This is a genomic window from Alteribacillus sp. HJP-4 (assembly GCF_042139015.1).
In the GTDB taxonomy this organism is placed as follows: Bacteria; Bacillota; Bacilli; order Bacillales; family Marinococcaceae; genus JBHIKY01.
Window position 1 is genome coordinate 67,859 of sequence record NZ_JBHIKY010000014.1, and the last position, 26,213, is coordinate 94,071.

The following is a 26,213-nucleotide window of genomic DNA, read 5'->3' on the forward strand; positions in this document are numbered from 1 at the left end:
TTCCAGGCCAATCTGGACCGGACATGAAATAAATGAATGATTATTCATTCATCTTCCCTTTAGTGTAAAAAAAGTATTTTACCCTGTCAATAATTACAGTGCTTTTTCCGAGCCGTTTTTTGTTTCTTCCGCTGCAAGCACGCGCTTTAAAATTTTTCCTACACTTGTTTTTGGAAGCTCCTTACGAAATTCATAAAGGCGGGGGGCCTTAAATGAAGCAAGCCTTTCGCGGCAGAACGCATTTAATTGTTCCTCTGTTACTTCTTCGTGATCTTTTTTCACAACGAAAGCTTTCACAGTTTCACCGCGGTATGGGTCCGGCACGCCAATCACAACAGCCTCCTTAACAGCAGGATGTTCATATAAAATTTCTTCCACCTCACGTGGATAAATGTTAAAGCCGCCAGCAATAATCATATCCTTTTTTCGGTCCACAATGTAAAAATAGCCGTCTTCATCCATCCTGGCCATGTCCCCGGTCATGAGCCAGTCCTCCAAGAATACCGCATTTGTTTCTTCTTCTCTCTTCCAGTAACCCTTCATAACCTGCGGTCCCTTGACAATGAGCTCTCCCACCTCGCCGGGGCCGGCGATATCCCCTGTTTCGTGTGAAAAAACCGCTGCATCTGTATCCGGCCAGGGCAGGCCGATACTGCCTTCTTTTCGACTCTCCCAGATCATATTACAGTGGGTCACAGGTGATGCTTCCGTGAGACCGTAACCCTCCACAAGCTTTCCTCCGGTCATTTCTTCAAACTCCTGCTGCACCTCACCAGGCTGCGAAGCCGAACCACTGATACAGCACTCAATCGAAGACAGGTCAAAGGATGCAGCCTCCGGATGGTTGATCAAACCGACATACATCGTCGGTGCTCCCGGAAAAATCGTGATACGTTGTTTTTCTATCGTCTTCAGTACTTCCCCGGCGTCGAATTTCGGAAGAATAATGAGCTCGGCGGCGTGCATAATTGAGAGATTCATTGATACCGTCATGCCATACACATGAAAAAAAGGCAGAACAGCGAGAGTTTTTTCTTCTCCTCTTTTCATCCGGTACATCCAGCGCAGACACTGGGTGGTATTGGCCACGAGGTTATGATGAGTCAGCATGACGCCCTTGGCCGGTCCTGTCGTTCCACCAGTATACTGAAGAAGGGCCAGGTCCACTTCGGGTCTGATGCTAACATCCGGCACATGAATACTTCCCCCCTGCAGAAAGTCATGAAAATGATGGGTGGTTTCGTTATATTCTATATCCACCTTCACTGCTGCTGTTTTACGCTGTTTCAAAGGATACAGTATATTTTTTGGAAATGCCAGCGCATCCTTTATGCCGGTGACGATAACGTGTTCGACCGCTGTCTCTTTCTTTCCTTTCATCACCCGGGGATAAAGAAGATCGAGACAGACAATGACTTTAGCTTCCGAATCCGCCAGCTGGTGCTGAAGCTCCCTTTCCACATACAGGGGATTTGTCTGCACAGCGATTGCCCCTGCCATTAAAGTTCCGTAATAGCTGATCACAGACTGCGGTGTGTTGGGGAGCATAATAGCAACTCTGTCTCCCTTTTTCACCCCAAGCCCGGCAAGTTGGTTGGCAAAAGCAGAGGCATTCTCCAGCAGCTTTTGATATGTCCAGCGTCTGCCATAGAAATTCATGGCAGGATGATTAGGATATTCTGCAGCTGTTTCCTGAAGGAATGCATGCAGTGGTTTGTTCTCATAAGAAATAGTTTTGTCGATATCTTGAGGATATTGGTTAAACCATACTTTGCTTGTTTGGAATTGCAAGACCAGTTCCTCCCTTTTCACCTCTTCCCTCTATTGAAAGCGTTTTCTCCTCTCTTTACATTGTACTGAATAGTCCTTCATTTTTAAATATGTTTTTAAAAAAAAGATGATTCAGCACTTGAAACCGTGAGGAATATTGGTGAGGAGCAGTATAAGACGCAGAAGGCGTCCGCAATCAGGGCAGCTTTTCAAAGATTGAACCTTTTGTCGAACATAAAAAAAAGACGGGTGCTGGCCCCGCCTCCTTCTAAGGTATTCATCAGCTTCCCTGCTTTATCGTATCTTCTGCTTCCTCCTGTTTTTTCTTCTCTTCTTCAACGAGAACGCGCCGCAAAACTTTTCCTACCATCGTTTTCGGCAGTTCCTCACGGAATTCAAATAAGCGGGGCACTTTAAAGGCGGCAAGGTTTTCTCTTGCAAAAGCCTCTAGCTCTTCCGGCGAAGCGGACTTGCCATCCTTAAATACAATAAATGCTTTTACGGTTTCCCCCCGGTAAACATCCGGGACTCCAATAACCGCTGCTTCCTGGACGGCGTCGTGCTCGTATAGAATTTCCTCAATTTCACGAGGGTAAATGTTAAAGCCGCCCGCGATAATCATATCCTTTTTCCGGTCCACTACATAGAAATAGCCGTCCTCATCCATATAACCCATATCTCCACTTAAGAACCAATCATCCTTGAAAACAGCTGCTGTTTCCTCTGGTCGTTTCCAATATCCCTTCATCACCTGCGGTCCTTTAATGATGATCTCACCAATTTCACCGGGAACCGCTTCTTTTCCAGTTTCGGCGGAAAGTATCGCAGCCTCTGTATCCGGCCAGGGCAGTCCGATACTTCCCTGCTTTCGCTTTCCCCATATTGGAGTAGAAATCGCTACGGGAGACGTTTCTGTCAATCCATAACCCTCTACAAGCTTTCCGCCAGTAAGCGTTTCAAACTTCTCCTGAACCTCAAGTGGAAGAGAAGCTGAACCGCTTAAACAGGCCTCGATGGATGAGAGATCATATTTCTTAATGGACGGTTCATTAATCAGTCCTACATACATTGTCGGAGCACCTGGAAATAGCGTAACCCGGTGTTTTTGAATTGCTTTCAATACCGGAACCGCTTCAAATCTAGGAAGGATGATCATCTTAGACTTATACATGATCGAGATATTCATCACCACAGTCATGCCGTAGACGTGGAAAAATGGAAGGACGGCAAGGAGCCTTTCGCTTCCTTCTTTCATCCGGTACATCCACGCCCTGCTCTGAAGCGTATTCGCGACAAGATTATAATGGGTCAGCATAACCCCTTTAGCCGGTCCTGTTGTCCCTCCTGTGTACTGCAGCAATGCGAGATCTTCCTTAGGATCAATAGTAAGCTCCGGCTCTTCAGCCTTCCCTTCAGAAATCAGCTCGTTTAAAGGATGAGTGTTTTCGTTGTAGCCGACCTCTACTTTAATTGTCGACTTCCTCTTTTGAACGATTGGATAGAGCAGGTTTTTCGGAAACGGGAGATAATCTTTAATACTCGTCACAATAACATGCTCCAGCTTTGTGTCGCTGCGGACTCGTTCGACACGCGGAAAAAGCAGGTCCAGGCAGATCATAACTTTTGCTTCAGAATCATTCATCTGATATTCAATTTCACGCTCGACATATAATGGATTTGTCTGTACGACAATCGCTCCGGCAAATAAGGCTCCATAATAGCAGATGACGGACTGAGGGGTATTCGCAAGCATAATCGCAACACGATCCCCTTTTTCCACTCCGATCCTCCGCAGCTGTGAGGCAAGCCGCAGAGCATCCTCGTATACTTCCTTATACGTCATTTCCTTCCCCATAAAATGCAGCGCTTCTTTATCCGGGGATATTTCTGCCGCTTCTTTTAAATAAGAATGCAGGGTTCTGTCGTGATACTCAATGGAAGGCGCCACCTCTTCAGGATAATGATTCAACCATGGTTTCGTCATCGCCGCTTCCTCCTCCGTCTCATTTCTTATTTTATATTGCTAACCCTCCTTATTTAGACATTCCTCTCTATTATCTATTTTAATGGAAGCGCTTACAAAAGCAAAGGAAAATATTGTGAACCTTTCAAGAAATATGCACAATAGCCCCCTTCCTCTGCCTGCCTTCCCAAGTGGCGGACTATAGAGAATAATCTGGCCGTGAGCCGGATGCGGACAGGAGGTACGCTATTTGCCTGAATGGCGGTTTATATATTCCCGAATGTCTGGGAGGTGGCGTTCGAAAAACTCGCGTACCCTACTCGATGACTACTTTGCTATAAGTAATGAGTAATGTCAGCCATAAAAAACGCGTGACAGCCGCAGGCCATCACACGAACTTACTATGAAAAAAACAACAAATATACGGCTCCTGCAGCTACAAATCCTATGCAGCAGGCGATTAAAATTTTAGCCAGTTTTTCCATGCCCGCTGGTCTCCTTTATATTCGTCAAGAAATAATACCGGCGCCAATTACAAACGATAAGCCGACAGAGATGATAAAAGAAATGAATCCAACCGCACGATTGTCGCGGGCTATTTCTTCATCCACCTTAAACATCGGAGTTAAAAATTCAAAGATCAGATAGCTGAAAATCAGGAGTGTAAAGCCAAATGCCCCCCATAAGATCATTGTGAGAATGGTATCATTATGTTCAATTGAAAATCTGAAGATATTAGCAACTCCGAAAATCTTACCACCGGTCGCAAGTGCAACCGAGAGATTGCCGTTTTTAATCTCTTCCCAGTTTTTATAAGATGTAATTACCTCAAAAATGGTAAGAAATAAAATCAAGGAAAGAACCGCCACACTAAAATCAGCAGCTGACTGAATAAACGGATTCTGCATGAGTGCCTCCATTTGAGTTCCTCCTTGTTATTATTTCAATTCGGCTACGGTATTTCCCAGGCCGCCTTCATTCATGCCGCCGTCTCTCGTGCCTTTCACATTCGGATGCTTCTTCAAAAGCTCCTTAACTCCCTTTCGGAGCGCGCCAGTTCCTTTTCCATGAATAATATGAACCTGCCGGTATCCGGCAAGTACTGCATCATCCAGATACTTCTCGACCTTTCGCATTGCATCATCATAGCGCTCTCCCCTCAGGTCAAGCTCCGGCCTCACCGGGTCACTCGAGGAAACTGCAGCAACAGGCCTGGCAGGCTGTTTCGCAGGTTCGGACTTTAGTTTTTCCATGTCTTCGGCTTTTACATTCATTTTCATAATACCAAGCTGAACTTGATACTCCTGCTCGCTGACTTTGGCAAGCACCTGTCCTTTTTGTCCGAAGCTGAGAACCTTCACTTCATCTCCAGGAGCTATAGCTGCTGTTTTTTGTGCCTGTTTTTTAATCTGCTTCTGACGTTTCGTCATTTCAGGGACCGCATCTGCCATACGTTTCTTCGCTTCAATCAGCTCATGCTCCTTAATTGAGTGTCCCTGTTTTTGAAGCTCCCTAAGTCCGCTGATTACCTCATCAGCCTCTCGACGTGCTTTCTTCAGCTCTTCTTCTGCTTTTTTTTCAGCTGCAGCCAGAATGCTTTCCCGTTCGTTTTCAAGCTCCGTCCATTTTTGCTCCAGCTCCCGGTGCAGCTGTTCAGACTCTCGACGGACACGGGCCGCATCCAGCTTATCCTCTTCAGCGCTTCGCCGTTTTTCTTCAAGAGAGGTGATCATCTGCTCGACCTGGCGGCTGTCGGCATTCACTTCTTTTTCAGCTGCCTGGATAATGTCCTGGCTGAGACCGAGCCGCTTCGAAATCGCAAATGCATTACTTCGTCCCGGTACTCCGATAAGGAGACGGTACGTAGGGCTTAACGTCTCCACGTTAAATTCTACACTTGCATTCATTACTCCGGTACGGTTATATGCGTAGCCCTTCAGCTCGCTGTAATGTGTCGTGGCGACTAATTTTGCGCCGCTCTGATAGACATAGTCCAAAATAGAAACCGCGAGGGCAGCCCCTTCTGTCGGGTCGGTGCCTGCGCCAATTTCATCAAACAGTACGAGGCTCTGGTGATCAATGTCGTTTAAAATCTGTACAATATTGGTCATGTGCGATGAAAAGGTACTGAGACTCTGTTCAATGGACTGTTCGTCACCGATGTCGGCGAATATATTCGAAAACACAGACGCTTCTGATTCCTCCTGGACCGGTAAAAATAAGCCTGACTGAGCCATCAGTGTCAGAAGTCCTACTGTTTTTAATGTTACGGTTTTTCCGCCTGTGTTCGGGCCGGTAATAACAAGAGAAGAAAAGCTGGTGCCGAGTTCTACATCGATCGGTACCACTTCCTCTTCGTCGATCAGTGGATGCCTCGCTTCCATAAAATGAAGACGTCCCTCGTCATTCAGGGCAGGAGCTGTCGCTTTAATTGCGTTGGCATAATAAGCTTTTGAAAATAAAAAGTCCAACTCAGCGAGCCGGTCTGTATTTTCAAGGAGTGCTTCTGACTCCTCCTGCACCTGGAAAGAAAGCTCCTGTAAAATACGTTCCACTTCGTGACGTTCCGCTGCCCTTGCTTCACGAAGCTGGTTATTTATACTGACTACAGCCTGAGGTTCGATAAACAGAGTAGCTCCGGACGACGATTGATCGTGAACGATCCCCCCAAAAGACGAGCGGTACTCCTGCTTCACCGGAATAACGTAACGGTCATTGCGGATGGTCACAATCGAATCTGAGAGCAGCTTCTGCTGATCGGAGGATCTCGTTAACTGCTCCAGCTTAGAACGTACGGATGCCTCATGACTGCGAATCTGCTGGCGGATACTGCGCAGGCCGGCACTGGCACTGTCGAGCACCTCGCCGTGGTCATCGATACACTGCTTAACTGCACGCTCCAGCTCCGTAAGTGGAACGATGCCTTCGCTCAGCTCAGAAAGCAGCGGCAGTTCGATTTCATCTTCAATCATCGTCTGGATGAACGTTCGCAGCCGTCGGCCGGCATAAACTGTATCTGCCACCTCCATCAATTCATGCGCATTCAGCATTCCACCGATTTGAGCACGTTTCACATGCGCATATATATTACGGATACCACCAAGCGGAGCCTGTCCTTTCAAGCGGAGCACCTTCGTGCCCTCCGTCGTTCTCGCCTGCTCCTGCCTGGCTTCTTCCAGCGTAGTGTAAGGCTGAAGCTCCTCCACCTTCTTCTTTCCAAGGGAAGAAGCTGCGTGCTCCAGCAATTGTTCCTTCATTTTATTATATTCGAGCACACGCATGACTTTTTCATTCATGCTTTTCACCCTTTCCCTCAGCCCTTTCACTCAGAATTATTCTGAGTTTTTTTCCTGGTTAAAAATTGTTTAAGTTCCTTAAAGGGTTTAGTGTTTAAAATTTGTTCCTTAGTCAGAAATGCTTTTTTGGCAGTTCCGACCCCGACTTCCATATGGTCCATCATTCCTGGATGATGAGCATCCGTATTCACGGCTATCATCACACCGCCTGCTGCTGCTTTCTTTACAGACTCCGCACTTAGATCAAGGCGGTTTGGATTCGCGTTCAGCTCCAGCGCCGTATTCGTCTCAGCTGCCCGCTGAATAAGCTTATCGATATCTACCTTATAACCGCCTCTGCGCCCGATCAGCCTTCCGGTAGGGTGGGCAATCATGTGAACATATGGGCTCTGCAGTGCGCTTTCGAATCTCTCCATAATCTGCTCCTGTGACTGGGAAAACGAAGAATGAATCGAAGCAATCACGAAATCGAGCTCCTTCAGTACCCGGTCTTCAATATCAAGTTTGCCATCCGGGCGGATATCCATTTCAATACCGGCCAGCACCTCTATATCAACATACGCTTTATTAACACGCTGAATTTCTTTTATTTGTCTCAAAATCCGCTCTTCATCCAGGCCGTGTGCAACCTGAAGAAATTTGGAATGGTCTGTAATAGCTATCCAGTCATAGCCGCGGGATCTTCCTTCCTCCGCCATTTCCTCCACTGACTGGGCCCCATCGCTCCAGGTCGTATGCATATGAAGGTCACCGCGGATATCGGAGAGAGAGACTAATTCGAGCGGTTTTTTAAATATTTCTGTCTCCTCCCGGCCGAGCCTTGCCTCAGGAGGAATAAAATGAAGATCGAAATGCTGAAAAAACGCTTCCTCAGAAGCAAACGTCTTTACTTTACCACTTTCCGCACTTTCCACACCGTATTCACTAATTTTTTCTCCCTGTTTCTTAGCGAGCTGGCGCATTAGTACATTATGTTCCTTCGAGCCGGTAAAATGGTGAAGAGTGGTAAAAAATACGTCGTCAGCCACAATCCTAAAGTCTGCCTGCACTGTATAATCAAAAGCTAACTCCACTGAAACCTTTGTTTCGCCATCTGCAATTATTCCATTCACAAGAGATAGCGAGGTCAGTTTTTTTCTGACTTCATCTACTTTCTTTTCATCCACCGCAACAATGTAATCTAAATCTTTAATCGTCTCTTCCATGCGGCGGAGGCTGCCCGCACGTGCAAACCGGATAATCGAATCTATTCCCGAAAGCTCTGCTTCCAGCTGTTCGGCGATATCCAGCATAAAGCTGATCGGCAGCCGTTCCGGCCTGGTTCCTGCTTCCTCCAGAGCGGTAAGAATTTTTTCTTCACTCTTCTCACCGAAACCCGAAAGCTTCTGTATTTTTTTATCCTCACATACTTTTTTTAAAGTAGCGGCGTCGGTTACGTCCAGCTCCTTATAAAGCCGCGCAAGCTTCTTTCCACCGAGGCCGGGAAGCTTCAGCAGCGGAACGAGGCCATCCGGAACATCTTTTTTTAAAGATTCCAGAAGCACTGACGTTCCTGTCTCCTGAAGCTCCTGAATAACAGCAGCAGTTCCCTTGCCGATGCCGGAAAGCGCCGCCGGATCATCAATTTCAGAAATGGATCGCTCGTCCTGTTCAAGCGCCGCGGCTGCTTTTCGGTATGCAGATGTTTTAAACGGATTCTCGCCTTTCAGCTCCATATAAACAGCGATCGTTTCAAGGTGGTAAATAAGTTCTTTTTTATTCATCAAATACTTCCCCTTTTGTTCCCTACCTTTAATGGAATTCTCACCCTCTTCTGCAGGTGAAAACTACGCAGCAGGCGGGCAGCGTTTCAGTTTCCTGGGCCATTTATAGAGCGGTTCAGAAGTGATCACTATTTTCAGACGCCCAAAGATCTTTGATCCAGTCGGACAATATTGGAGTATGGTTGATCATCATATCGGCAACAGAAGACGCAGCAATCATCTCCTGGAACATTTCAATCGGCAGCAGCGCTGAGGTAATTAATAAAATAAACAAAATGAGATAAGACTCTAAAAAACCTAACAACCCTCCCAGCCAACGGTTGACTGTACGCAAAAGCGGCAGCTGCGAAACAAAATCAAGCATGGAACCGACAATCTGCAGAAGGATTTTAGCTGCAATGAAAATGATGAAAAACGCAATTCCGTAATAATACACAGATTCCATATCAAACATGGAAACGAACATGTTGACAGCACCGTCTCCACCGGACGAGATTTCCGGATATGGAAGCCACAGCCTTAAATACTCGGCTAAATCCTGATAAAAATAAAAAGCGATGATTAACGCAATAAAAAAACTGGCCAAATGAATCAGCTGCAGCATGAATCCCCGGCGCAGCCCGACTAAAAAGCTCACAAATAATATAATAATTAATAGTAGACTAAGCATGAGCAGCTATTCCTCTTCTCTTTCTTCCTTTTCGTATAGTTCCAATTTTCTTTTCATTTTAAAATAATCATCTGTAATATTAACTGCTGTTAATACAGCAAGACTGGTCGTATCGAGATAAGGGTTATAATTTTTAAATTCTCGCATTTTCTGATCTAAATAATCGGCAACATTTTCTACGTGACGAGGTGATTCGTCACTTACTATTTTATATTGCTGTCCATATATAGTAACAGTCGTGCGATGCTTACTATTGTCACCTGCCATCGCATTATCCTCCTGTCTTTATGCAAAATACCTACCCAATATCATAACAGAAACCCTTCCGGTTGAAAATCTATCCCATTTTGACAAGATCAGCGGAGAATATATCAGTTTCTGTCGGAAAATTTCCTCATCCTCATTTAGAAATTTATTCCTTTTTTTAGTATAATGGATTCCATACTATTATCATACAAAAATAGACCCAGGGGGAGGATGTGCTCATGAATCAGGACCACCGGACTCACACTGCCGGGGGAAACCTCCTGCTGTTATTCATGCTCTGGCTGTTTATTACCGTCACCTTCCTGACCCATTTGACCAGACTCGAACGCTGGCCGGTGTTATATTTAGCAGGAGCATGTCTGCTTCTTCTCATACTGACGATGGTTACATATAAACATAAAGACAGCGAATCTATAAAATACTTTTTGATGGCAGGCAGCTGGGGGTATTTGTTTGCAGGAGCGTACACTCATCCTTCATTTCTTTTATTTGTAGTCTGTTTAACACTTCCGCTTTTGGCGTCCTTTTATCAAAACGTCCGCTTTCTTATTGCCAACGGGATACTATCAATTACTTTTATTTTTTACAGCTATCCGAACACTGCCGAAGCTATTCAAAGTGCCTCGGTGCCGGAGCTGCTGGCTTACCTTATTATTTTTATCCTGTTGATGGTGTCGTTGTTAAGCATCCATCTCCACAGAACATTTACATGGAAAAATAAAGCGATATACCAGGCGGTAAATTCAAACCGCAGTGAAGAAGGGTACCGCACGTTAATTGAAATGAGTCCGGATCCAATTGTCGTTCATCATCACAATAAGATTGTGTTTGTAAACAAGGCGGGGCGGGAACGGCTTGGAGCCTTTTCAACAGAGGAAATTTTAGGTCGTGACATTATGGAATTTGTGCATCCGGACTCCTTTGAAAAGGCACTTAAACGTGCCAAAGCAGCCTATCATATAAACCACAGGCTGCCAATAATCGAAGAGCATTTCGTCGGGCTTGATGGCAGAGAAATTTATGGAGAGGTAGCCACCGGCTTCGTCTGGTTTGAACAGCAGCCCTGTATTCAAGTGATCATTCGTGATATTACCGAAAGAAAATACATACAGACTGAGCTTGAACGATCCAATAAGCGGCTACACACTATACTCGAAAGCATTACAGATGGCTTTTTTCATTTAAATAATCAGTGGGAATTTACGTATATCAATGACGAGGCAGCCTCTTTTTTAGATTCCGATACCTCTCTGATCGGTGAACGGATTGACCGGCTCCCGCTTGCCCTTGAAAATAAACAAATAAACAAATATTTCTTTAAAGCGAGAGACGATCAGGAGGTGCAAGTGTTTGAACTGCGCTTTCACGGGCATTCCCGATGGTTCAATATTCGAATCTATCCTTCCAAGGAAGGCATGTCGGTATATTTTACTGACATTACTGAACAAAAAAATTCTGAAGCAAGGCTTATTTATGAAAAAGAACAGCTCGAAACACTAAGCCGGCTTGATCGTCTCACTAATATCGGCAACCGTTATTTATTTGATGTCACTTTAGAGGATTATTGGTTTTCCTGGGAAAAAAATGAACGTTCTTTTGCGCTGTTTATGATTGATATAGATTATTTTAAAGAGTATAACGACTATTATGGCCATGTGAGTGGTGATAATTGCTTAAAACTTGTATCTTCCCGTATCTGCGAGTGGGCTGTAGAACTCGGAGGCAGCGGCTACCGATACGGCGGTGAGGAGTTCGCAGTTCTGCTGCCGATTACCCCGGAAACGCCCGGATCGACGGCATTACAACAAGGAGAAAAGCTCCGCCGTGAAATTGAACGGCTGCAAATATCTCATCACGATTCGCCGATTCACTCCTCAGTGACGATCAGTGTCGGCGCTTCGAGCTCTGATTCAGCCGCCGTCAACAATTCAGAACAGATGCTGAATTCCGCAGACAAAGCACTCTACTTGTCAAAGAAGAATGGCAAAAATATGTTTATTCATATGTAATAGAGACGGAGGTCTCTGAAGAAGAAAAAACGCTCCCCGTTAATTCGGGAGCGTTACGTTATAAAAATTCGTGATTTGCTTTCGTACGCTCTGTCAGGCGGCCGCAGTCGGTTCACTTGTCCACGTCCACCGCACCGCCAATTTTTGCGCTCTTATCTAATTGGGGTAGTCTGGCAGAAGCAGCTGAATCGCTGCCCATAGAAAGCTTCCGCCTGCAGTGTGCTGCCTTCTTAAAAAGAATTGGTAGTCGCAACCTATTAAGCACCAGAGTCTACTTCCCATAAAACTTACTTCCGCAGAACAGCTTGAAGCTGATCCTCGAGCTTCTGCAGGACGCGGTTATGAGCACTGGTTACTTCTTCATCAGTGAGAGTCCGCTCTGGATCCAGGTAGATGAGGGAAAATGCTAATGATTTTTTGCCGCTTTCAAGATTGCTGCCTTCATACACATCAAACAGCTGAACATGCTTAAGCAGCTCACCACCGGCATTTTCAATGACAGATTGGACCTCCCCTGCCGTCACTGCCGTATTTACGACTAAAGCAATGTCTCTTGTAACGGATGGATATCGAGGAAGAGTCGTGTACTGCAGTGGAAGCTCTTTTTGATCCAGCAGAGCGTCGAGGTCAAGCTGGAAAACAAATGTCTCTTTCAAATCCCATTCCTTTGCGACAAGCGGGTGAACCTGTCCGATAAAGCCGACAATTCGGCCTTGCAATAAAATGTCAGCGCTCCGGCCAGGATGAAGGTCGTCACGGACTGCTGCCTGGTAGGTAATGGCGTCGGACAGCCTCAGCTCCTCGGCTAATCCTTCCACAATCCCCTTAACTACAAAGAAATCTGTTTTCTTCTTTTCCCCCTGCCAAAGATGCAGATCCCACACCCCGGAAATGGCACCGGCCACAAGATTTTTTTCTTCCGGCTGCTTTGTTAATGCTTCCACTTCACTAAAGAAAACAGAACCTACTTCAAATACAGCCGAGTCGTACTGCTGGCGGTTTCGATTATATTGAATATTGTCCAGCAGGTGTGGAATCAGGCTGGTACGCATCATGCTTCGTTCTTCACTCATCGGCATAGCAACCGAAACAGTATGATATTGGTCGGTCAATAAAAAGCGCTGCGTCTTTTCAGGACTCGTTAACGAGTAAGTGATTGCTTCATTTAATCCACTTCCTTCCAGAAAACGTCTCGCTTTCCTGCGGTTAAGCTGTCTTTTCGTCAGGGCCCCGGGAGTTGTGGCGCCGGAGGGAAGCGTGGTTGGAATGTGATCATAACCATATAATCTTGCCACTTCCTCAGCAAGGTCTTCCTCTATTACAAGATCCGGACGCCGCGGAGGAATCGTCACGGTAATATGATCCCCTGATTCCAAAGCAGGCAGCCGGAGCCTGCGGAAGATGGCTAATATATCACTTGTCGACAGCTCCATACCAAGCCGCTTGTTCAGCCGTTCCACCTTCGTTGTGATCACTGCATCCTTTTTCGACCTGGAATCTTGATCGACGGTGCCGGCAAGCACTTCGCCTCCAGCGTACTCAGCGATCAAACTCGCGGCACGGTCTGCCGCTTCTTCTACGCGGCTTGAATCGATGCCCTTTTCGAAACGGCTGCTTGATTCGCTGCGCAGCCCCATATCCTTAGAAGCTTTTCGAACCCGGACCGGGTGAAAATAGGCAGCTTCAAGCAGAACGGTCCTCGTATCGTCCTGTACCTCTGAGAAAGATCCGCCCATGACACCGGCTAGTGCGACAGGCTCCCGGCCATTCGTAATAACAAGATGATCTGAGGTAAGTGTACGATTTTCTTCATCAAGGGTTGTTATAGACTCTCCGTTTCTTGCGCGGCGTACGACGACCTCCTTTGAACCGAAACGGTCTAGGTCAAACGCATGCAGCGGCTGACCATATTCAAGAAGCACATAATTCGTTATGTCCACGACATTGTTGATCGGACGAATGCCTGCGGCTGTTAATCGATTCTGAATCCATAACGGAGAAGGGGCAATTGTGACGTTTTTGATAACTTTAGCTCCATAATAAGGGTTATCTTCTGTTTCCTCCACCTGAACGGAAATAAAATCCGACGCACTTCCAAAGCTCTCCAAAAGATTTGTACTCGGGTGGGTCACTTCCCTGTCCAGCAGGGCAGCCATTTCGTAGCCGACTCCGAGCATACTCATGCAGTCAGCTCGGTTCGGTGTTAAATCCAGTTCAAGAACAGTGTCATGAAGTTCGAGTGCAGCTATTGCATCTGTACCGACTTCGACATCATCAGGGAACACAAATATTCCTTCGCTGAATTCTTTCGCTACGAGTTTTTGTTCGATCCCAAGCTCCTGCAGGGAACAGATCATTCCTTTAGATGCTTCGCCTCTCAGCTTTGCTTTTTTAATTTTCATACCGCCGGGAAGTACAGCACCAGGCTTTGCTGCGGCCACCTTCTGCCCGACTGCTACGTTTGGCGCTCCACAAATTATTTGAGCCGTTTCGGAGCCGGTATTCACCTGACAGATATTCAGCTTATCGGCGTCCGGATGTTTTTTGCATTCCTCGACATATCCGACAACAACATGGTCGATACCTTCACTCCGTTGATGGAGCAAATCTACCTCTACCCCGCCTCTCGTGAGTTTTTCTGCTGTTTCTTCAGGTGTCAGATCTTCTATATTCACATAATCCTTCAGCCATTGATAGGATACAAGCATGCTTTGTCGCCTCCTCGTTTACACTCTTTTAAATTGATTTAAAAAACGGACGTCATTCGTATAGAAATGACGAATATCATCTATTCCATATTTCAGCATGGCGAAGCGTTCCACGCCCATGCCAAATGCGAATCCACTATAAACTTCCGGATCAAATCCACTCATTTCAAGTACGCGGGGGTGGACCATTCCCGCTCCGAGTACTTCAATCCAACCAGAATGTTTGCATATTCTGCAGCCCCCGCCTTTACAGATGCCGCAGGTAACGTCCACCTCTACGGATGGTTCTGTAAACGGGAAGAAGCTAGGTCGGAGCCGGATACTGCGTTCCTCTCCAAAATATTTCTTTACGAACGCCTCAAGCACTCCTTTTAAGTCACTCATGCGGATGTTTTCGTCTACATAAAGCCCTTCGATCTGCATAAATTGATGGGAATGGGTCGCATCATCATCATCACGGCGGTATACCTTACCGGGACAGACAATTTTCACCGGGCCCCTGCCATTGCGCTCTTCCATTGTTCGGGCCTGGACAGGAGAGGTTTGAGTGCGCAGCAGCAGCTCCTCTGTAATGTAGAAGGAATCCTGCATATCGCGGGCAGGATGCTCCTTCGGCAGATTCAACTTTTCAAAATTGTAATAGTCCGTTTCGATTTCAGGCCCTTCGGTCACCCCAAATCCCAGGCCAATAAAAATGTCTTCAATTTCTTCGACTACTGCTGTAAGCGGATGCCTTGCTCCCCGCTTTAACGGCTTTCCGGGAAGGGTCACATCAATGCCTTCAGCTTCAAGCCTGCTCTCTAACTCTTTTCTTTCCAGCGCAGAGGTCTTTTCATCGATCTGTTTTTGAATCTCTTCTCGGACTTCATTGGCTTTCTGGCCGACCTTAGGGCGTTCTTCTGAGGTTAATTTCCCCATGCCTCGCAGTACTTCTGTAATCGGCCCTTTTTTTCCGAGATATTTGACGCGGACTTTATCCAGCTCTTTTACATTTTCCGCTTTCGCTGTTTCCTGATTGGCTTCCTCTGCAAGCTGCTCCAGCCGTTCAATCATCTTATTTCCTCCTTCAGTCATTCAATCATTGAAGAAAAACATAGCTTTATCCATGTCTAATGGAGAACACCACCGCTTTTCTTAAAACCGTTGAAAATTTTTGTGAAGTATAAAAAAACTCCGCCCCTGGTAAGGGACGAAGCTTCGCGGTACCACCCTCGTTAGCTGTCGCAATAGACAAGCTCACTTTATTAAATAACGGATTATGTCCGGGGCACCTTAACCGCTCGCGGTCCTCCGGTGCCGGCTCCGAAGTGAATTCGACAGGTCCTTTCACAGGAATGCTTTCAGTCTGTGGCATTCCCTCCCTGCGTGGGGGCTCCTGTTTACTACTCTTCATCTCAGCCTTTATATTATAACGATTAAATGTTTTGTTCTCCCGTATTATAGAAAATTTTTCACAAGTCTGCAACCCCGGCTATTTTGATTTAAAGCGCCGGGCTTCTCAGATGGTATAATAATATGCCTGTCGCAACGGATACATTGAGTGATTCTGCCTTTCCATAAATTGGTACGTAAATCGTCTGATCTGAGTTTTCCAGCCACTCTTCCTTCACTCCGCTTCCTTCATTTCCTACAACCAGGGCAAAGGACTGCTGGCTTTCAATGGCTGTATGAGAAGTGCCGGCTGTCAGGGATGTTCCGAAAACAGGGATGTTCTTATCCTTACAGGCTGCGATCCAATCCCCAAGATCCGCTTTGATAACCGGGACATGAAACAATGATCCCTGTGTGGAGCGGATAACTTTATCGTTGTATGGATCAACGGTGCCTTCTCCTAATATCACAGCATCCACCCCTGCTGCATCAGCTGTTCTTATCATCGTGCCGAGGTTGCCGGGGTCCTGGACTCCATCAACAAAAAGATACGTTCCCTTCAAACGGGCAGCCGTATTCGGCTTTTCGGGAAGCTCACAAACAGCGAGAAAACCGGAGGGTGTTTCTAACGTACTCATTTCCTTCATAACAGCTTCTGTAACGAGCGTGATTTGGGAATTTGTGACCAGTTCAGCATGCGGCTGTTTCGTTTCTTCTACGTACAGCTCATCTATTGTAATGTCGGCTTGAATTGCTTCTTCAATAAGATGAATTCCCTCAATGAGAAATAGATTTTCTTTTTCCCTGACGGATCTTCTCCGTAATTTCTTTATGTGCTTTATCTTTGGGTTCTTGATTGACTCAATTCGGTTCACTCTCGTTCGTCTCCTTCTATCCACAACAAGCTGCTCACGCATATTTTTTTAATTAATACTACATACTACAATTATCGACCTACGTTGATAGCTTTTATTTTATCACAAACAGGAGGATGGATGATGTCATTTAATCTCCGTGAGGCTATTTTAGCAAACGTGACTGGCCATAATGAAGAGCAAGTAGAAGCCACAATTGAAGATGCCGTCAAAAGTGGTGAAGAAAAAATGCTTCCCGGCCTCGGTGTTTTATTCGAAGTATACTGGAACACAACAGACGAGCAGGGAAGAGATGAAGTTATTTCTCAAATAGCAGAAGGATTGCAGAAATAACGTAAAAGGGGCTGTATCATAAATGATACTCGCCCCTTTTTGCATGGTAAAAAAAGCAGGGGACAAGTCCTTCGCTTTCCGTGGGCAGCGCTTCCCACTGGAGTCTTCGGACTTGTCCCCTGATATCTTCTATTTAGGATACTACTTTTTCTATAAAAAGGGGCTTTTGCTACAGCCCCCTTTTATTATGCATTCTGTTTTATTTCTTTAATCGTTTCTTCATCCAGTGCCTTAGCTACCTCGACAAGCAGCTGAACGGCATGTTCAAAATCATCGCGGTGCAGAATCGCTGCATGAGTATGAATATAGCGTGTCGGGACCGTAATGGCCAGCGACGGAACACCGTGGCCGGATAAATGAATGGAGCCTGCATCGGTACCGCCTCCGCTCATTGCATCAAATTGATAAGGGATTTCATGCTTATCTGCCAGATCCGTCACAAAGTCGCGGAGCCCTTTGTGAGAAACCATGGAATGGTCATAAATGAGGATCTGCGGCCCTTTTCCCATGTCCGCAATCGCATCATTATCTGAAACGCCCGGTGTATCGCCGGCAATGCCTACATCCACAGCAAAGCCTATGTCCGGCTGTACCTTATTGGCTGCAGTCTTAGCTCCGCGCAGGCCAATTTCCTCCTGTACGGCTCCGACTCCGTAAACATCTGCGGAATGCTCCTGGCCCTGCAGCCGCTTCAATACTTCAATGGCAATGGCGCAGCCAATCCGGTTGTCCCATGCTTTTGCCATCAATAGCTTTTCATTATTCATCACAGTAAAGTCGCATACAGGCACCACCGAATCCCCTGGACGCACCCCGAACTCTGCGGCTTCTTTCTTGCTGGAGGCACCGATATCAATAAACATATCTTTTATTTCGACCGGCTTCTTCCGCTGCTCAGGAGGAAGAATATGGGGTGGTTTAGAACCGATCACACCGATGATGTCGCCTTTATTTGTCATCACGCGAACGCGCTGGGCGAGCATCACCTGATTCCACCAGCCGCCAACCGTCTGAAATTTTAAAAAGCCGTTGTCATCGACGTTGGATATCATAAATCCAATTTCATCGAGGTGTCCGGTAATCATAATCTTAGAAGCGCCTGCTTTGCCGGATTTTTTTGCAATTAAGCTGCCAAGATGGTCAGTTGAAATATCATCTGCATATTCAGAAATATATTTCTTCATCACTTCTCGGGGTTCTCTTTCATTCCCCGGAATTCCGTTTGCATCTGTTAAATCTTTCAGCATTTGTAAAGTGTTGTCTAATTGTGCCAATACGTGCTCCTCCTTCAATGTACGTAATCATTTTCAAGCCACGTCTTATTATATCGAATTTTTTTCGATACTCAAAGTATTTCAATACCCCGTTATTAATATCCTTCTTCCTGGCGGATATGGTTCTTTTCATTTTTTGATAAATAAGCTTCTTTTATTTCTTCGGTGGAAAAATTAAGTGTCCTGCCCAGTTCTAAATAAGCCGAAAACATTTCTTTATATGCAGAATTAGAAGGAGATGCGGCGTACAAAGAAATATTTTCAAAAACAGCAAGAAAAGCGGTGGTGGCGTCAGGCAGCTCCACTTCCGTTCGCCATTCCGGTGTCTCCGGCCAGCCCCCGTCGATCCCCAGTGATAAAATAAAATGAAGTCCGTCCACATACTCTTCAAGAATTGTTTCCCGCGGGGATGCCGGCTTCTTACTCCAATATTTAAAGCAGCGGGTTTCATTCGCCAGCTCTGCTGTCTCCACCTGCAGAGCAAGCACTTTATCATGAAATAAATCCTCCCTATTCAGATGATGCTCCTTAAGAATTCGGTCATCCAGTTTTTTTTGTATTGCAAATAGGGTATCCATTAATATCAGTTCCTTTCCTTAAAAAAATCCAAAAATTATTTGTTTCATAATGAAACGAGTTCGGTTATGATTCGTATATTAAGTAAAATAAAGAAAGCGAAGCGCCGGGAGGTAATGATAATGGCTTTATTGCTGCGCGCTCTGATCCTTATTGCATTAATCATATTAGTCTATGCCGTCGTTAAATACTTCCTGAACCCGAAACGGAAGCTTGAACTTGCGCATGAAAAGAAGAATTTTTATTTTCTGGACGACCCGAAGGATGTGCGGAAAAACTTTCTTATTACGTACAAAGGCGTGATGTTTGAGGGTGAAAAGTATTTAGGAACAACGGATAAAGCATTTGATATCGTGTCGGTTGCAGTCTGGGTAAAAAACAAAGACCGGCTGCAGGGCATGCAGCGGGAGGATTTTGTCTTTTTAGAAAATGAAATCCACCACTATTATCCCGATGCCGATATTGACTGGAAGAGCCCGATCAAGGATTTTCTCCGTAACGCTGAAAAATAAAGATATACTTTATAAAATGACAGGCTGAGGCTTGTCATTTTTATGTAACAGCAAAACAAGCAGTGGCCGCCCGACCTACAAGTCCCGAGCAAACAACTGGAAAGTGTCAAATTTTTACCCGAATGGCCGTATGCTAATAATGTATAGGAGAGCTGCAGCCTGCATCACAAGCAGCAGTGGAACTCCCATTGTGAAAGACTTATGTTTCGTTTTGTGGCGGAAGATTTTCATTCCGACAAGCACGCCGGCTGCTCCTCCGAGCAGGCAGAGCACTAGAAAATTCTTTTCCGGAATGCGGTACTGCCGTTTTCTGGCTTTCCTTTTATCAAGCCCCATTAGAACAATGGCAAAAAGATTTACAGCAGCAAGAATAATAAGAATCGCTGTCATAATGTCCCCTTTTTTATCTTTACTCGTTTGAAACAGCAGCCAGCTAATTATTCCAATTAAAAGCGGTATGATTGCACGACGAATGCCTTCAGCCATACGATCAGGGCTGCTGCAAAAGTACTTGTATAGAAAATGTCTTACAAACTCGCCTGCACTTTAGACAGATTAACTTTATTGATTAAAGTATAAGAAAAACTATTGCTTTCGCCTAGTAATGTTGAGAGACGCCGGTATGTTATATACAAAAAAGACCGGGAAGGGTTCCCGGCCGGATGGTTCCTTTATTTATTTCAGGCTAGCTTTAGCTTTCTCAGCCAGCTCTGCAAAACCTTTTTCATCATTTACAGCGAGATCTGCAAGCATCTTCCGATTCACGTTGATTTCTGCCTGCTTCAAGCCGTACATCAAACGACTGTAAGAAAGTCCGTTCATACGTGCCGCCGCATTGATACGTGTAATCCAAAGCTTACGAAATTCGCGCTTGCGCTGACGACGATCGCGGTAAGCATACTGCAGTGATTTCATCACTTGCTCCTGCGCCGTTTTAAATAAACGGTGCTTAGAACCGTGATAACCTTTCGCAAGTTTCAATACCTTATTGCGTCGACGACGAGCCACATATCCGCCTTTTACTCTTGGCATCGTCAATCCCTCCTTTTAATCCATCATTTATTGTGAGTCTTCGTTGATTTTAGTTATCGTACGGAAGCAGGTTCTTAATGCGCTTGTGGTCAGATGCGTCTACCATTCCCTGCTTCGCAAGTCTGCGCTTCTGCTTTTCAGACTTATTGCGGAACATATGGCTTGTGAAAGCATGAGATCTTTTCAGCTTGCCGGAACCTGTTTTCTTAAAACGTTTTGCTGCACCGCTGTGCGACTTCATTTTTGGCATCGTGAGTCCTCCTTAATCCATATTCCCAGGGTGAATTTACCCGTTGTTTTCACTAGTTTCTTTCTTTATCTCGCTCTCAGCTTTCGGAGCGAGCACGAGAAACATGCTGCGGCCTTCCATTTTTGGACGCTGTTCAACAGAGGCAATATCCTCACACTCTTTGGCCATCCGTTCCAGAACGACTTTTCCAATCTCAGAGTGAGTAATCATACGTCCGCGGAAGCGGATCGCCGCTTTTACTTTATCTCCTTTTGAAAGGAACTTGCGGGCATTACGAAGCTTCGTGTTAAAGTCATGATCCTCAATGTTCGGGCTCAGCCGAACTTCTTTGATGTTGATGACTTTTTGTTTCTTCCGCGCTTCTTTTTCCTTCTTCTGCTGCTCGTAGCGATACTTTCCGTAGTCCATAATACGGCAGACCGGAGGCTTCGCATTCGGAGCAACGAGTACTAAATCCAGGTTCGCTTTTGTTGCGAGATCAAGTGCATCGCTTTTTGATTTTACTCCCAGCTGATCTCCGTTTGCGTCGATCAGGCGAACCTCTCGTGCGCGAATTCCATCATTGACCTTCATGTCCTTACGAATAATTAGCCACCTCCAAAATTAATTGCGAATCCAAGCATTTAGCTGCACAATCTCCCAATCCCGCCTCCTTGCGGTGAGGGAACGATGTATGAAAAACGATCCTATTCCACAATAAAAAAGCGGGCGCATACACACTGCGCCCACTAGAATACGTTTTTTGAAAAAATCGTCGTAAACCTGGCAACAGCTCTTGGCGTCGGTCAGGTGAGAAGCGGGCGCTTCTGCTTGCTGAGATTCGTTTATTAAATTACGTTCTAACGTTATCACACGTCAGAGGCAGTGTCAACTTGAAAAATGGCACTCCTTTATCCTACCGAAAAATAATAGCTGGCGCAACCCTTATTTTTTATTACTGGCGTTTCCTCGGTTTTCAGCCGGCATCTCGCCTCTAATAGCAGGAGGCGGCGGCAGTTTTCTTGTTCCTCCTGATCAGCGGATGGAACGAGAGCTGATTTCCTCTTTGATGCGGGAAATGAACGAGTCGAGCTCCACTGATTCAGAATCCTGCTGTCCGTAACGTCTCACATTCACCGCATCCCCTTCAATTTCTTTGTCGCCAAGCACGAGCATATACGGAATTTTCTTCATTTGCGCTTCACGGATTTTATAGCCGATTTTTTCATTTCTAGTATCGGTCTGGACGCGTACGCCGGCAAGACGGAGCTCTTCTTCAACCTTTTGGGCGTAATCCATGTGCACATCAGCAGAGACCGGTATAATTTTAGCCTGTACCGGAGCAAGCCAGGTTGGGAAAGCCCCTTTGTATTCTTCGAGAAGGAACGCAATAAAACGCTCCATTGTAGAAACGATCCCGCGGTGGATAACAACCGGGCGGTGTGCCTGGCCATCTTCACCGACATATTCAAGTTCAAATCGTTCCGGTAGATGGAAATCAAGCTGCACAGTAGAAAGTGTCTCATCTTTACCGAGAGCGGTTTTGACCTGAACGTCAAGCTTTGGCCCATAAAATGCTGCTTCCCCGTCTGCTTCCACGTATTCTACTTCCATATCATCCATAGCTTCCTTCAGCATTGCCTGCGCTTTTTTCCACATTTCATCATTATCAACGTACTTTTCCTTATCCTCCGGGTCCCGGTAAGAGAGACGGAAATAATAGTTATCAAGTCCGAAATCCTTATACACATGCTGAATGAGTTCCACTACTCTGATAAATTCTCCCTTCAGCTGATCCGGCCTTGCAAAAATGTGAGCGTCATTCAGCGTCATTGCCCGAACCCGCTGGAGTCCGGCGAGGGAACCGGATTTTTCATAACGGTGCATCGTTCCAAGCTCTGCGATCCTGACCGGCAGATTGCGGTAGCTGTGCATCTGGCTTTTGTACACCATCATGTGATGGGGACAATTCATCGGCCGAATTACCAGGGTTTCGTTGTCCATTTCCATCGGAGGGAACATGTCATCCTGGTAATGGTCCCAATGGCCCGAGGTTTTATACAGCTCCGAGCTGCCGAGCACTGGTGTATACACGTGATCATAGCCGAGCCGTTCCTCCATATCCACGATGTAGCGCTCGATGACACGGCGGATAGTCGCACCGTTCGGGAGCCAGAGGGGCAGGCCCTGCCCCACCTTTTGATTCACTGTGAAAATGTCGAGTTCCTTCCCGAGCTTGCGGTGATCACGCTCCTTTGCTTCTTCAAGCATTTTCAGATGATCATCGAGCTGGTCCTGCTTCGGAAAGGCGGTCCCATAAATACGCTGCAGCATTTGGTTGTTGCTGTCCCCGCGCCAGTATGCTCCGGAAATGTTCATAAGCTTGAATTTTTTCAATTTACCGGTGCTTGGCACATGCACCCCGCGGCACAGGTCAAAAAATTCGCCCTGCTCATAAATTGTTAAGATCTGCTCCGCCGGAATGGCCTCAATCAGTTCAAGCTTCAAATCATCGCCAATGTCCGCATAGATTTCCTCTGCCTTTTCGCGGCTCACTTCCTTACGAATGATTTCGAGGTTTTCATCCATGATTTTCTTCATTTCTTTTTCAATTTTAGGAAGGTCTTCCGGTGTAAGCTGGTGTGGCATGTCAATATCGTAGTAAAAGCCGTTTTCAATGACAGGACCTACGCCGAGCTTTACGTCTTCGAAAAGCCGTTTAACCGCCTGGGCCATTAGGTGAGCCGTGCTGTGACGAAGCACCTCAAGCCCTTCTTCATTTTTGTAAGTTATAATCTCAATGGCTCCGCTGTCCTGGATCGGGGTGCGCAGATCTATCATCTCTCCATTCAGCTTTCCGGCAAGTGCTTGTTTTTTTAAACCGGGGCTGATTGAAGAGGCGATATCCTCCATAGTGACTCCAGCATCGAAGTTTTTCACATTTCCATCTGGAAACGTAATGCTTACCTGTTCTGCCATGGGCTCTACCTCCTGAATATTTTATAATGATTGAACTTTCATGCACCGTTCATTAAAAGCGTCCGTTTATTCCTTCACTTGAATTTCAGACGGCTTCGCTCTAAAACAAAAAAACCCGCCCTTCCACTGAAGGGGCGAGTCTACTCACGGTTCCACCCTTGTTTTCCGATCGGGCATGTAAAAACAGCCGACCGGCTCAAGACCGGGTATCGTCCGGTAACGGCAGGGCTTACTTGGACACGGGTCCGTTCGGATCTGCTGCTCGAAGGTGGTAAGAAATAAATTCCTGCATAGAAAGCTTTCAGCCGCTGGCTTTCCTCTCTGACATGGGAGATTTTATTTCTCTTATCCTCGTCACTGCATGCTGTTTCATTCATCTGTAAGTTATTATAGAGAGTGACAGGGAAAAAATCAACCTTTCGTTTTAACGGGGCCAGGCCTCAACCGGATGCTTAATCAATTTTTCTTGAAAAATCATTTCAAACGTCTGCACTGTGCTATTATCATCCTTTGCGTAAAGGTGGATTTTCTGCGGTGCCATGCTGACTGCTGGACTGACGACCATATTTTCAAAAGGCAGACTTTTTTCAAACACTATTGTCGGCTCAAGATGCCGGAGTCTTGTCCACTGGTCGATCAGCTGCAATGATTCATCGAGAAATACTGGTTTTTCTGCGGCCAGCACGTGAATAGCTCCGTATGATGGAGGGGCTTTTTTTAAATAATAACGGCACGACTCAATCATCGTCTGATATTCCTGTTCCCATTTATACTCGTCGACCGCCGCAGCCGCTGCTTTTAATAGAAGACGGTGATATGCACCAAACCGAAATGTTAAAAGCGGTCCCCACTGAATGGTACACTTTTCATTCATCTCATCGACAAGCTCACGGTATATGAAGTGCTTTCTTGTCTGAAGTAAAGCGGTTTCGGGAATTTCTTTTCTCACTCCCTCCAGCAGAGAATAAGCGACTTCTGAAATAGCACGGGCTTCATCCCCTTCATAATACATCTGCTCCACATATTGCTTAACCCATTGCTGCTCCTTATTTTTGATCATATAATCACATAGTATGGAAGCAAGAAAGGGAACGACGCTTTCCTTCCATTGATCCTCTGTTCCGTTGAATTCCCATTCAATCCTATCTCCACTTTTTTTCAAATTTCCTACCGAAAATCCCTGCCGCTCCCAATTTGTTTTTTCTTTCATCAGCCAGTAATACATGTGCTGACTCTCCGTTTCACTATCGAGTCCAATTGAAAACAACCTATTTCCCCCTCTGTCTCACGACTTACCTGTCATTTCTTTTTCATATGTATGGAAGTGAGAAGGAAAACATGCTACAAAAAATTTACCTATGAAGAAAAATTAGATTATTTCCAGGAACTACGTGGAGAAAGTCTTACTTATCTATATTTTTTAAATCATATTCAATAGATGAGATGTTCGAATGAGTGCATAGAAAAACAGAGTCAGGATCTCCCTGACTCCGTTTATATAAATGATAAGAAGATGGTGACACCAATTAAAGAAAAAGGGCCAGGAAAAGGCAAAAGCCTTGACTTTCATTAGGATTTTCTGTGCTAATGGCTGGATGGCACAAAAATCCATTCGCTTGCCGCGGGCAAGGCTTCAGCTAACCGACGGAATATCACCGTCGGTGGATCTTCAGCTCTTGCTTTTCCCGCAGTCGTCTCCTGATTTTTGACCATCCATGTGTTCAAAGATAGTGAGAGACAGTAAATGTATATCGCTAGTAGACAAGATAATATTAATGATATTCTAATTTGTAGTTAGTATATTCGTCGGTCATGACGGAGCTGCTTCATAATAGCGATAAGATATGCCACGTATATTCGAGTTTTCTTAATTATCTATTACATTCAATAAGTTCCTTATATTTATTTATTAATATAACCCGCCTCTGCTTAATCTTGGGGTGGAAAGCCCCCAAATTTGTCATAAATTAACCCTGCACAAGCACGAGTTAGAGGTTGTCCAATAGCTTCCTTATAATTAAAACCAAGTAATTGCATCGTCTTCAAAGTGTCAACATCAATTACGCTAATTGCGAGTTCAAAATCCTTTCTATCTTTTTGTATCTTTTTTAGTTCCTCTTGACTCTTTGCGTCTTTTTCTTTAGGTGAAAATAGTTCAAATACCCTTTCGATAGTAGCTTTTAAATATTGAATGTCTTGGTCCTCTATTGAGATTTGTTCGTATAGATTTTTATATTGATAAGCTGCATTAGCTGCCGAGGAAGTTGAAGCGTTGCCCGCGGTAAGCGAGTTTGCGCCGGGATGGTCAACCTCTTTATACTCATTCTAAAATTTATCAGAGATTGAAGTTGGATGAGGCAAATAAATAGCCTTATGAGAAGCAGAAACGGGCAATTCTGCGGACATGGGTTCCACTATTTTCCCCAAACAGCACGTTTTCACGGCTTTGCCGGACATCGTGCTGTTAGTATGATTGGTAGACACCTCTATAACGGAATGGCATCATCATACCAAGGAGGGGTTCACATGGGTGAACAACGGCAACGTTATAGTGAAAAATTCAAAAAAGAAACGGTTCGATTTGTC

The 26,213-nt window shown here is 45.5% G+C and carries 21 protein-coding genes and 2 other annotated features; of the genes, 3 read left to right on the top strand and 18 right to left on the bottom strand.

Features of this window, described 5'->3' with window-relative positions; genetic code table 11:
* Positions 1–93: 93 nt before the first annotated feature.
* The 7 genes from ACE4RR_RS13830 to zapA all read right to left on the bottom strand — a co-directional run bounded on the left by ACE4RR_RS13830 (position 94) and on the right by zapA (position 9,729).
* Positions 94–1,791, bottom strand: a complete 1,698-nt coding sequence (locus ACE4RR_RS13830) for an AMP-binding protein (RefSeq protein WP_375536016.1) — start codon at positions 1,789–1,791, stop codon at positions 94–96.
* A 259-nt stretch (positions 1,792–2,050) separates the two neighbouring features.
* A complete protein-coding gene (locus tag ACE4RR_RS13835; RefSeq protein ID WP_375536017.1) occupies positions 2,051–3,754 on the bottom strand; it encodes a long-chain-fatty-acid--CoA ligase in 1,704 nt (567 codons plus the stop codon).
* Between the two features lie 488 nt (positions 3,755–4,242).
* On the bottom strand, positions 4,243–4,653 hold the full coding sequence (locus ACE4RR_RS13840; RefSeq protein WP_375536018.1) for a DUF350 domain-containing protein: 411 nt from the start codon (positions 4,651–4,653) through the stop codon (positions 4,243–4,245).
* A gap of 18 nt (positions 4,654–4,671) precedes the next feature.
* Positions 4,672–7,029 (bottom strand): endonuclease MutS2, encoded by a 2,358-nt coding sequence (locus ACE4RR_RS13845; RefSeq protein ID WP_375536019.1) that lies wholly within the window; start codon positions 7,027–7,029, stop codon positions 4,672–4,674.
* Between the two features lie 26 nt (positions 7,030–7,055).
* A complete protein-coding gene (gene polX / locus ACE4RR_RS13850) occupies positions 7,056–8,792 on the bottom strand; it encodes a DNA polymerase/3'-5' exonuclease PolX (RefSeq protein WP_375536020.1) in 1,737 nt (578 codons plus the stop codon).
* Positions 8,793–8,907: 115 nt separating this feature from the next.
* Complete coding sequence (locus tag ACE4RR_RS13855) at positions 8,908–9,462, bottom strand: CvpA family protein (RefSeq protein WP_375536021.1); 555 nt, start codon at positions 9,460–9,462, stop codon at positions 8,908–8,910.
* 6 nt (positions 9,463–9,468) lie between these two features.
* Positions 9,469–9,729, bottom strand: coding sequence for a cell division protein ZapA (gene zapA, locus ACE4RR_RS13860; protein WP_375536022.1), 261 nt, complete (start codon positions 9,727–9,729; stop codon positions 9,469–9,471).
* A 218-nt stretch (positions 9,730–9,947) separates the two neighbouring features.
* Here zapA and ACE4RR_RS13865 point away from each other — a divergent pair, with 218 nt between their 5' ends.
* Complete coding sequence (locus ACE4RR_RS13865; protein ID WP_375536023.1) at positions 9,948–11,738, top strand: sensor domain-containing diguanylate cyclase; 1,791 nt, start codon at positions 9,948–9,950, stop codon at positions 11,736–11,738.
* A gap of 287 nt (positions 11,739–12,025) precedes the next feature.
* On the opposite strand, the gene pheT is transcribed toward ACE4RR_RS13865, so the two are convergent.
* The 3 genes from pheT to ACE4RR_RS13880 form a co-directional block, all read right to left on the bottom strand.
* Positions 12,026–14,446 carry a phenylalanine--tRNA ligase subunit beta gene (gene pheT / locus ACE4RR_RS13870; RefSeq protein ID WP_375536024.1) on the bottom strand — a complete coding sequence of 807 codons (2,421 nt, stop codon included), beginning with the start codon at positions 14,444–14,446 and terminating at the stop codon, positions 12,026–12,028.
* 18 nt (positions 14,447–14,464) lie between these two features.
* The gene (gene pheS / locus ACE4RR_RS13875) at positions 14,465–15,499 is read right to left on the bottom strand and encodes a phenylalanine--tRNA ligase subunit alpha (RefSeq protein WP_375536025.1); all 1,035 of its coding nucleotides are present in this window, start codon (positions 15,497–15,499) and stop codon (positions 14,465–14,467) included.
* A gap of 129 nt (positions 15,500–15,628) precedes the next feature.
* Positions 15,629–15,851: a binding site (T-box leader), on the bottom strand.
* A gap of 76 nt (positions 15,852–15,927) precedes the next feature.
* Positions 15,928–16,692 (bottom strand): TrmH family RNA methyltransferase, encoded by a 765-nt coding sequence (locus tag ACE4RR_RS13880; protein WP_375536026.1) that lies wholly within the window; start codon positions 16,690–16,692, stop codon positions 15,928–15,930.
* A 123-nt stretch (positions 16,693–16,815) separates the two neighbouring features.
* On the opposite strand from ACE4RR_RS13880, the gene sspI reads away from it, so the two are divergent.
* Positions 16,816–17,025, top strand: a complete 210-nt coding sequence (gene sspI, locus ACE4RR_RS13885; RefSeq protein WP_375536027.1) for a small acid-soluble spore protein SspI — start codon at positions 16,816–16,818, stop codon at positions 17,023–17,025.
* A gap of 185 nt (positions 17,026–17,210) precedes the next feature.
* Here sspI and ACE4RR_RS13890 read toward each other — a convergent pair whose 3' ends face one another.
* Both ACE4RR_RS13890 and ACE4RR_RS13895 read right to left on the bottom strand, forming a co-directional pair.
* The gene (locus ACE4RR_RS13890; protein ID WP_375536028.1) at positions 17,211–18,299 is read right to left on the bottom strand and encodes a M42 family metallopeptidase; all 1,089 of its coding nucleotides are present in this window, start codon (positions 18,297–18,299) and stop codon (positions 17,211–17,213) included.
* A 95-nt stretch (positions 18,300–18,394) separates the two neighbouring features.
* Positions 18,395–18,877: a dUTP diphosphatase gene (locus ACE4RR_RS13895; RefSeq protein WP_375536029.1), complete on the bottom strand. Its 483-nt coding sequence runs from the start codon at positions 18,875–18,877 to the stop codon at positions 18,395–18,397.
* A gap of 120 nt (positions 18,878–18,997) precedes the next feature.
* Here ACE4RR_RS13895 and ACE4RR_RS13900 point away from each other — a divergent pair, with 120 nt between their 5' ends.
* Positions 18,998–19,387, top strand: a complete 390-nt coding sequence (locus tag ACE4RR_RS13900) for a sigma-w pathway protein ysdB (RefSeq protein ID WP_375536030.1) — start codon at positions 18,998–19,000, stop codon at positions 19,385–19,387.
* A 114-nt stretch (positions 19,388–19,501) separates the two neighbouring features.
* Here the strand turns inward: ACE4RR_RS13900 and ACE4RR_RS13905 are convergent, their stop codons facing one another.
* The 6 genes from ACE4RR_RS13905 to ytxC form a co-directional block, all read right to left on the bottom strand.
* On the bottom strand, positions 19,502–19,873 hold the full coding sequence (locus tag ACE4RR_RS13905; protein WP_375536031.1) for a DUF1294 domain-containing protein: 372 nt from the start codon (positions 19,871–19,873) through the stop codon (positions 19,502–19,504).
* 189 nt (positions 19,874–20,062) lie between these two features.
* A complete protein-coding gene (rplT, locus tag ACE4RR_RS13910) occupies positions 20,063–20,419 on the bottom strand; it encodes a 50S ribosomal protein L20 (RefSeq protein WP_375536032.1) in 357 nt (118 codons plus the stop codon).
* A gap of 49 nt (positions 20,420–20,468) precedes the next feature.
* On the bottom strand, positions 20,469–20,669 hold the full coding sequence (gene rpmI, locus ACE4RR_RS13915; protein ID WP_375536033.1) for a 50S ribosomal protein L35: 201 nt from the start codon (positions 20,667–20,669) through the stop codon (positions 20,469–20,471).
* Positions 20,670–20,705: 36 nt separating this feature from the next.
* Positions 20,706–21,242: a translation initiation factor IF-3 gene (infC, locus tag ACE4RR_RS13920; protein WP_375536034.1), complete on the bottom strand. Its 537-nt coding sequence runs from the start codon at positions 21,240–21,242 to the stop codon at positions 20,706–20,708.
* 117 nt (positions 21,243–21,359) lie between these two features.
* Positions 21,360–21,487, bottom strand: a sequence feature (ribosomal protein L20 leader region).
* Positions 21,488–21,683: 196 nt separating this feature from the next.
* Positions 21,684–23,627: a threonine--tRNA ligase gene (gene thrS / locus ACE4RR_RS13925; protein WP_375536035.1), complete on the bottom strand. Its 1,944-nt coding sequence runs from the start codon at positions 23,625–23,627 to the stop codon at positions 21,684–21,686.
* 424 nt (positions 23,628–24,051) lie between these two features.
* Entirely contained in the window at positions 24,052–24,894 is an 843-nt protein-coding gene (gene ytxC, locus ACE4RR_RS13930) for a sporulation protein YtxC (RefSeq protein ID WP_375536036.1), read from the bottom strand.
* Positions 24,895–26,213: the final 1,319 nt, after the last annotated feature.

What these genes read in the sequence shown, in the direction of transcription:
- pheS (WP_375536025.1), bottom strand. Translation starts at nt 15,499, where the DNA reads ATGATTGAACGGCTGGAGCAGCTTGCAGAGGAAGCCAATCAGGAAACA.
- ACE4RR_RS13895 (WP_375536029.1), bottom strand. Translation starts at nt 18,877, where the DNA reads ATGGATACCCTATTTGCAATACAAAAAAAACTGGATGACCGAATTCTT.
- rpmI (WP_375536033.1), bottom strand. Translation starts at nt 20,669, where the DNA reads ATGCCAAAAATGAAGTCGCACAGCGGTGCAGCAAAACGTTTTAAGAAA.
- thrS (WP_375536035.1), bottom strand. Translation starts at nt 23,627, where the DNA reads ATGGCAGAACAGGTAAGCATTACGTTTCCAGATGGAAATGTGAAAAAC.
- rplT (WP_375536032.1), bottom strand. Translation starts at nt 20,419, where the DNA reads ATGCCAAGAGTAAAAGGCGGATATGTGGCTCGTCGTCGACGCAATAAG.
- pheT (WP_375536024.1), bottom strand. Translation starts at nt 14,446, where the DNA reads ATGCTTGTATCCTATCAATGGCTGAAGGATTATGTGAATATAGAAGAT.
- zapA (WP_375536022.1), bottom strand. Translation starts at nt 9,729, where the DNA reads ATGGCAGGTGACAATAGTAAGCATCGCACGACTGTTACTATATATGGA.
- ACE4RR_RS13845 (WP_375536019.1), bottom strand. Translation starts at nt 7,029, where the DNA reads ATGAATGAAAAAGTCATGCGTGTGCTCGAATATAATAAAATGAAGGAA.
- ACE4RR_RS13835 (WP_375536017.1), bottom strand. Translation starts at nt 3,754, where the DNA reads ATGACGAAACCATGGTTGAATCATTATCCTGAAGAGGTGGCGCCTTCC.
- ACE4RR_RS13855 (WP_375536021.1), bottom strand. Translation starts at nt 9,462, where the DNA reads ATGCTTAGTCTACTATTAATTATTATATTATTTGTGAGCTTTTTAGTC.
- ACE4RR_RS13900 (WP_375536030.1), top strand. Translation starts at nt 18,998, where the DNA reads ATGGCTTTATTGCTGCGCGCTCTGATCCTTATTGCATTAATCATATTA.
- sspI (WP_375536027.1), top strand. Translation starts at nt 16,816, where the DNA reads ATGTCATTTAATCTCCGTGAGGCTATTTTAGCAAACGTGACTGGCCAT.
- infC (WP_375536034.1), bottom strand. Translation starts at nt 21,242, where the DNA reads ATGAAGGTCAATGATGGAATTCGCGCACGAGAGGTTCGCCTGATCGAC.
- ACE4RR_RS13840 (WP_375536018.1), bottom strand. Translation starts at nt 4,653, where the DNA reads ATGGAGGCACTCATGCAGAATCCGTTTATTCAGTCAGCTGCTGATTTT.
- polX (WP_375536020.1), bottom strand. Translation starts at nt 8,792, where the DNA reads ATGAATAAAAAAGAACTTATTTACCACCTTGAAACGATCGCTGTTTAT.
- ACE4RR_RS13865 (WP_375536023.1), top strand. Translation starts at nt 9,948, where the DNA reads ATGAATCAGGACCACCGGACTCACACTGCCGGGGGAAACCTCCTGCTG.
- ACE4RR_RS13905 (WP_375536031.1), bottom strand. Translation starts at nt 19,873, where the DNA reads ATGGCTGAAGGCATTCGTCGTGCAATCATACCGCTTTTAATTGGAATA.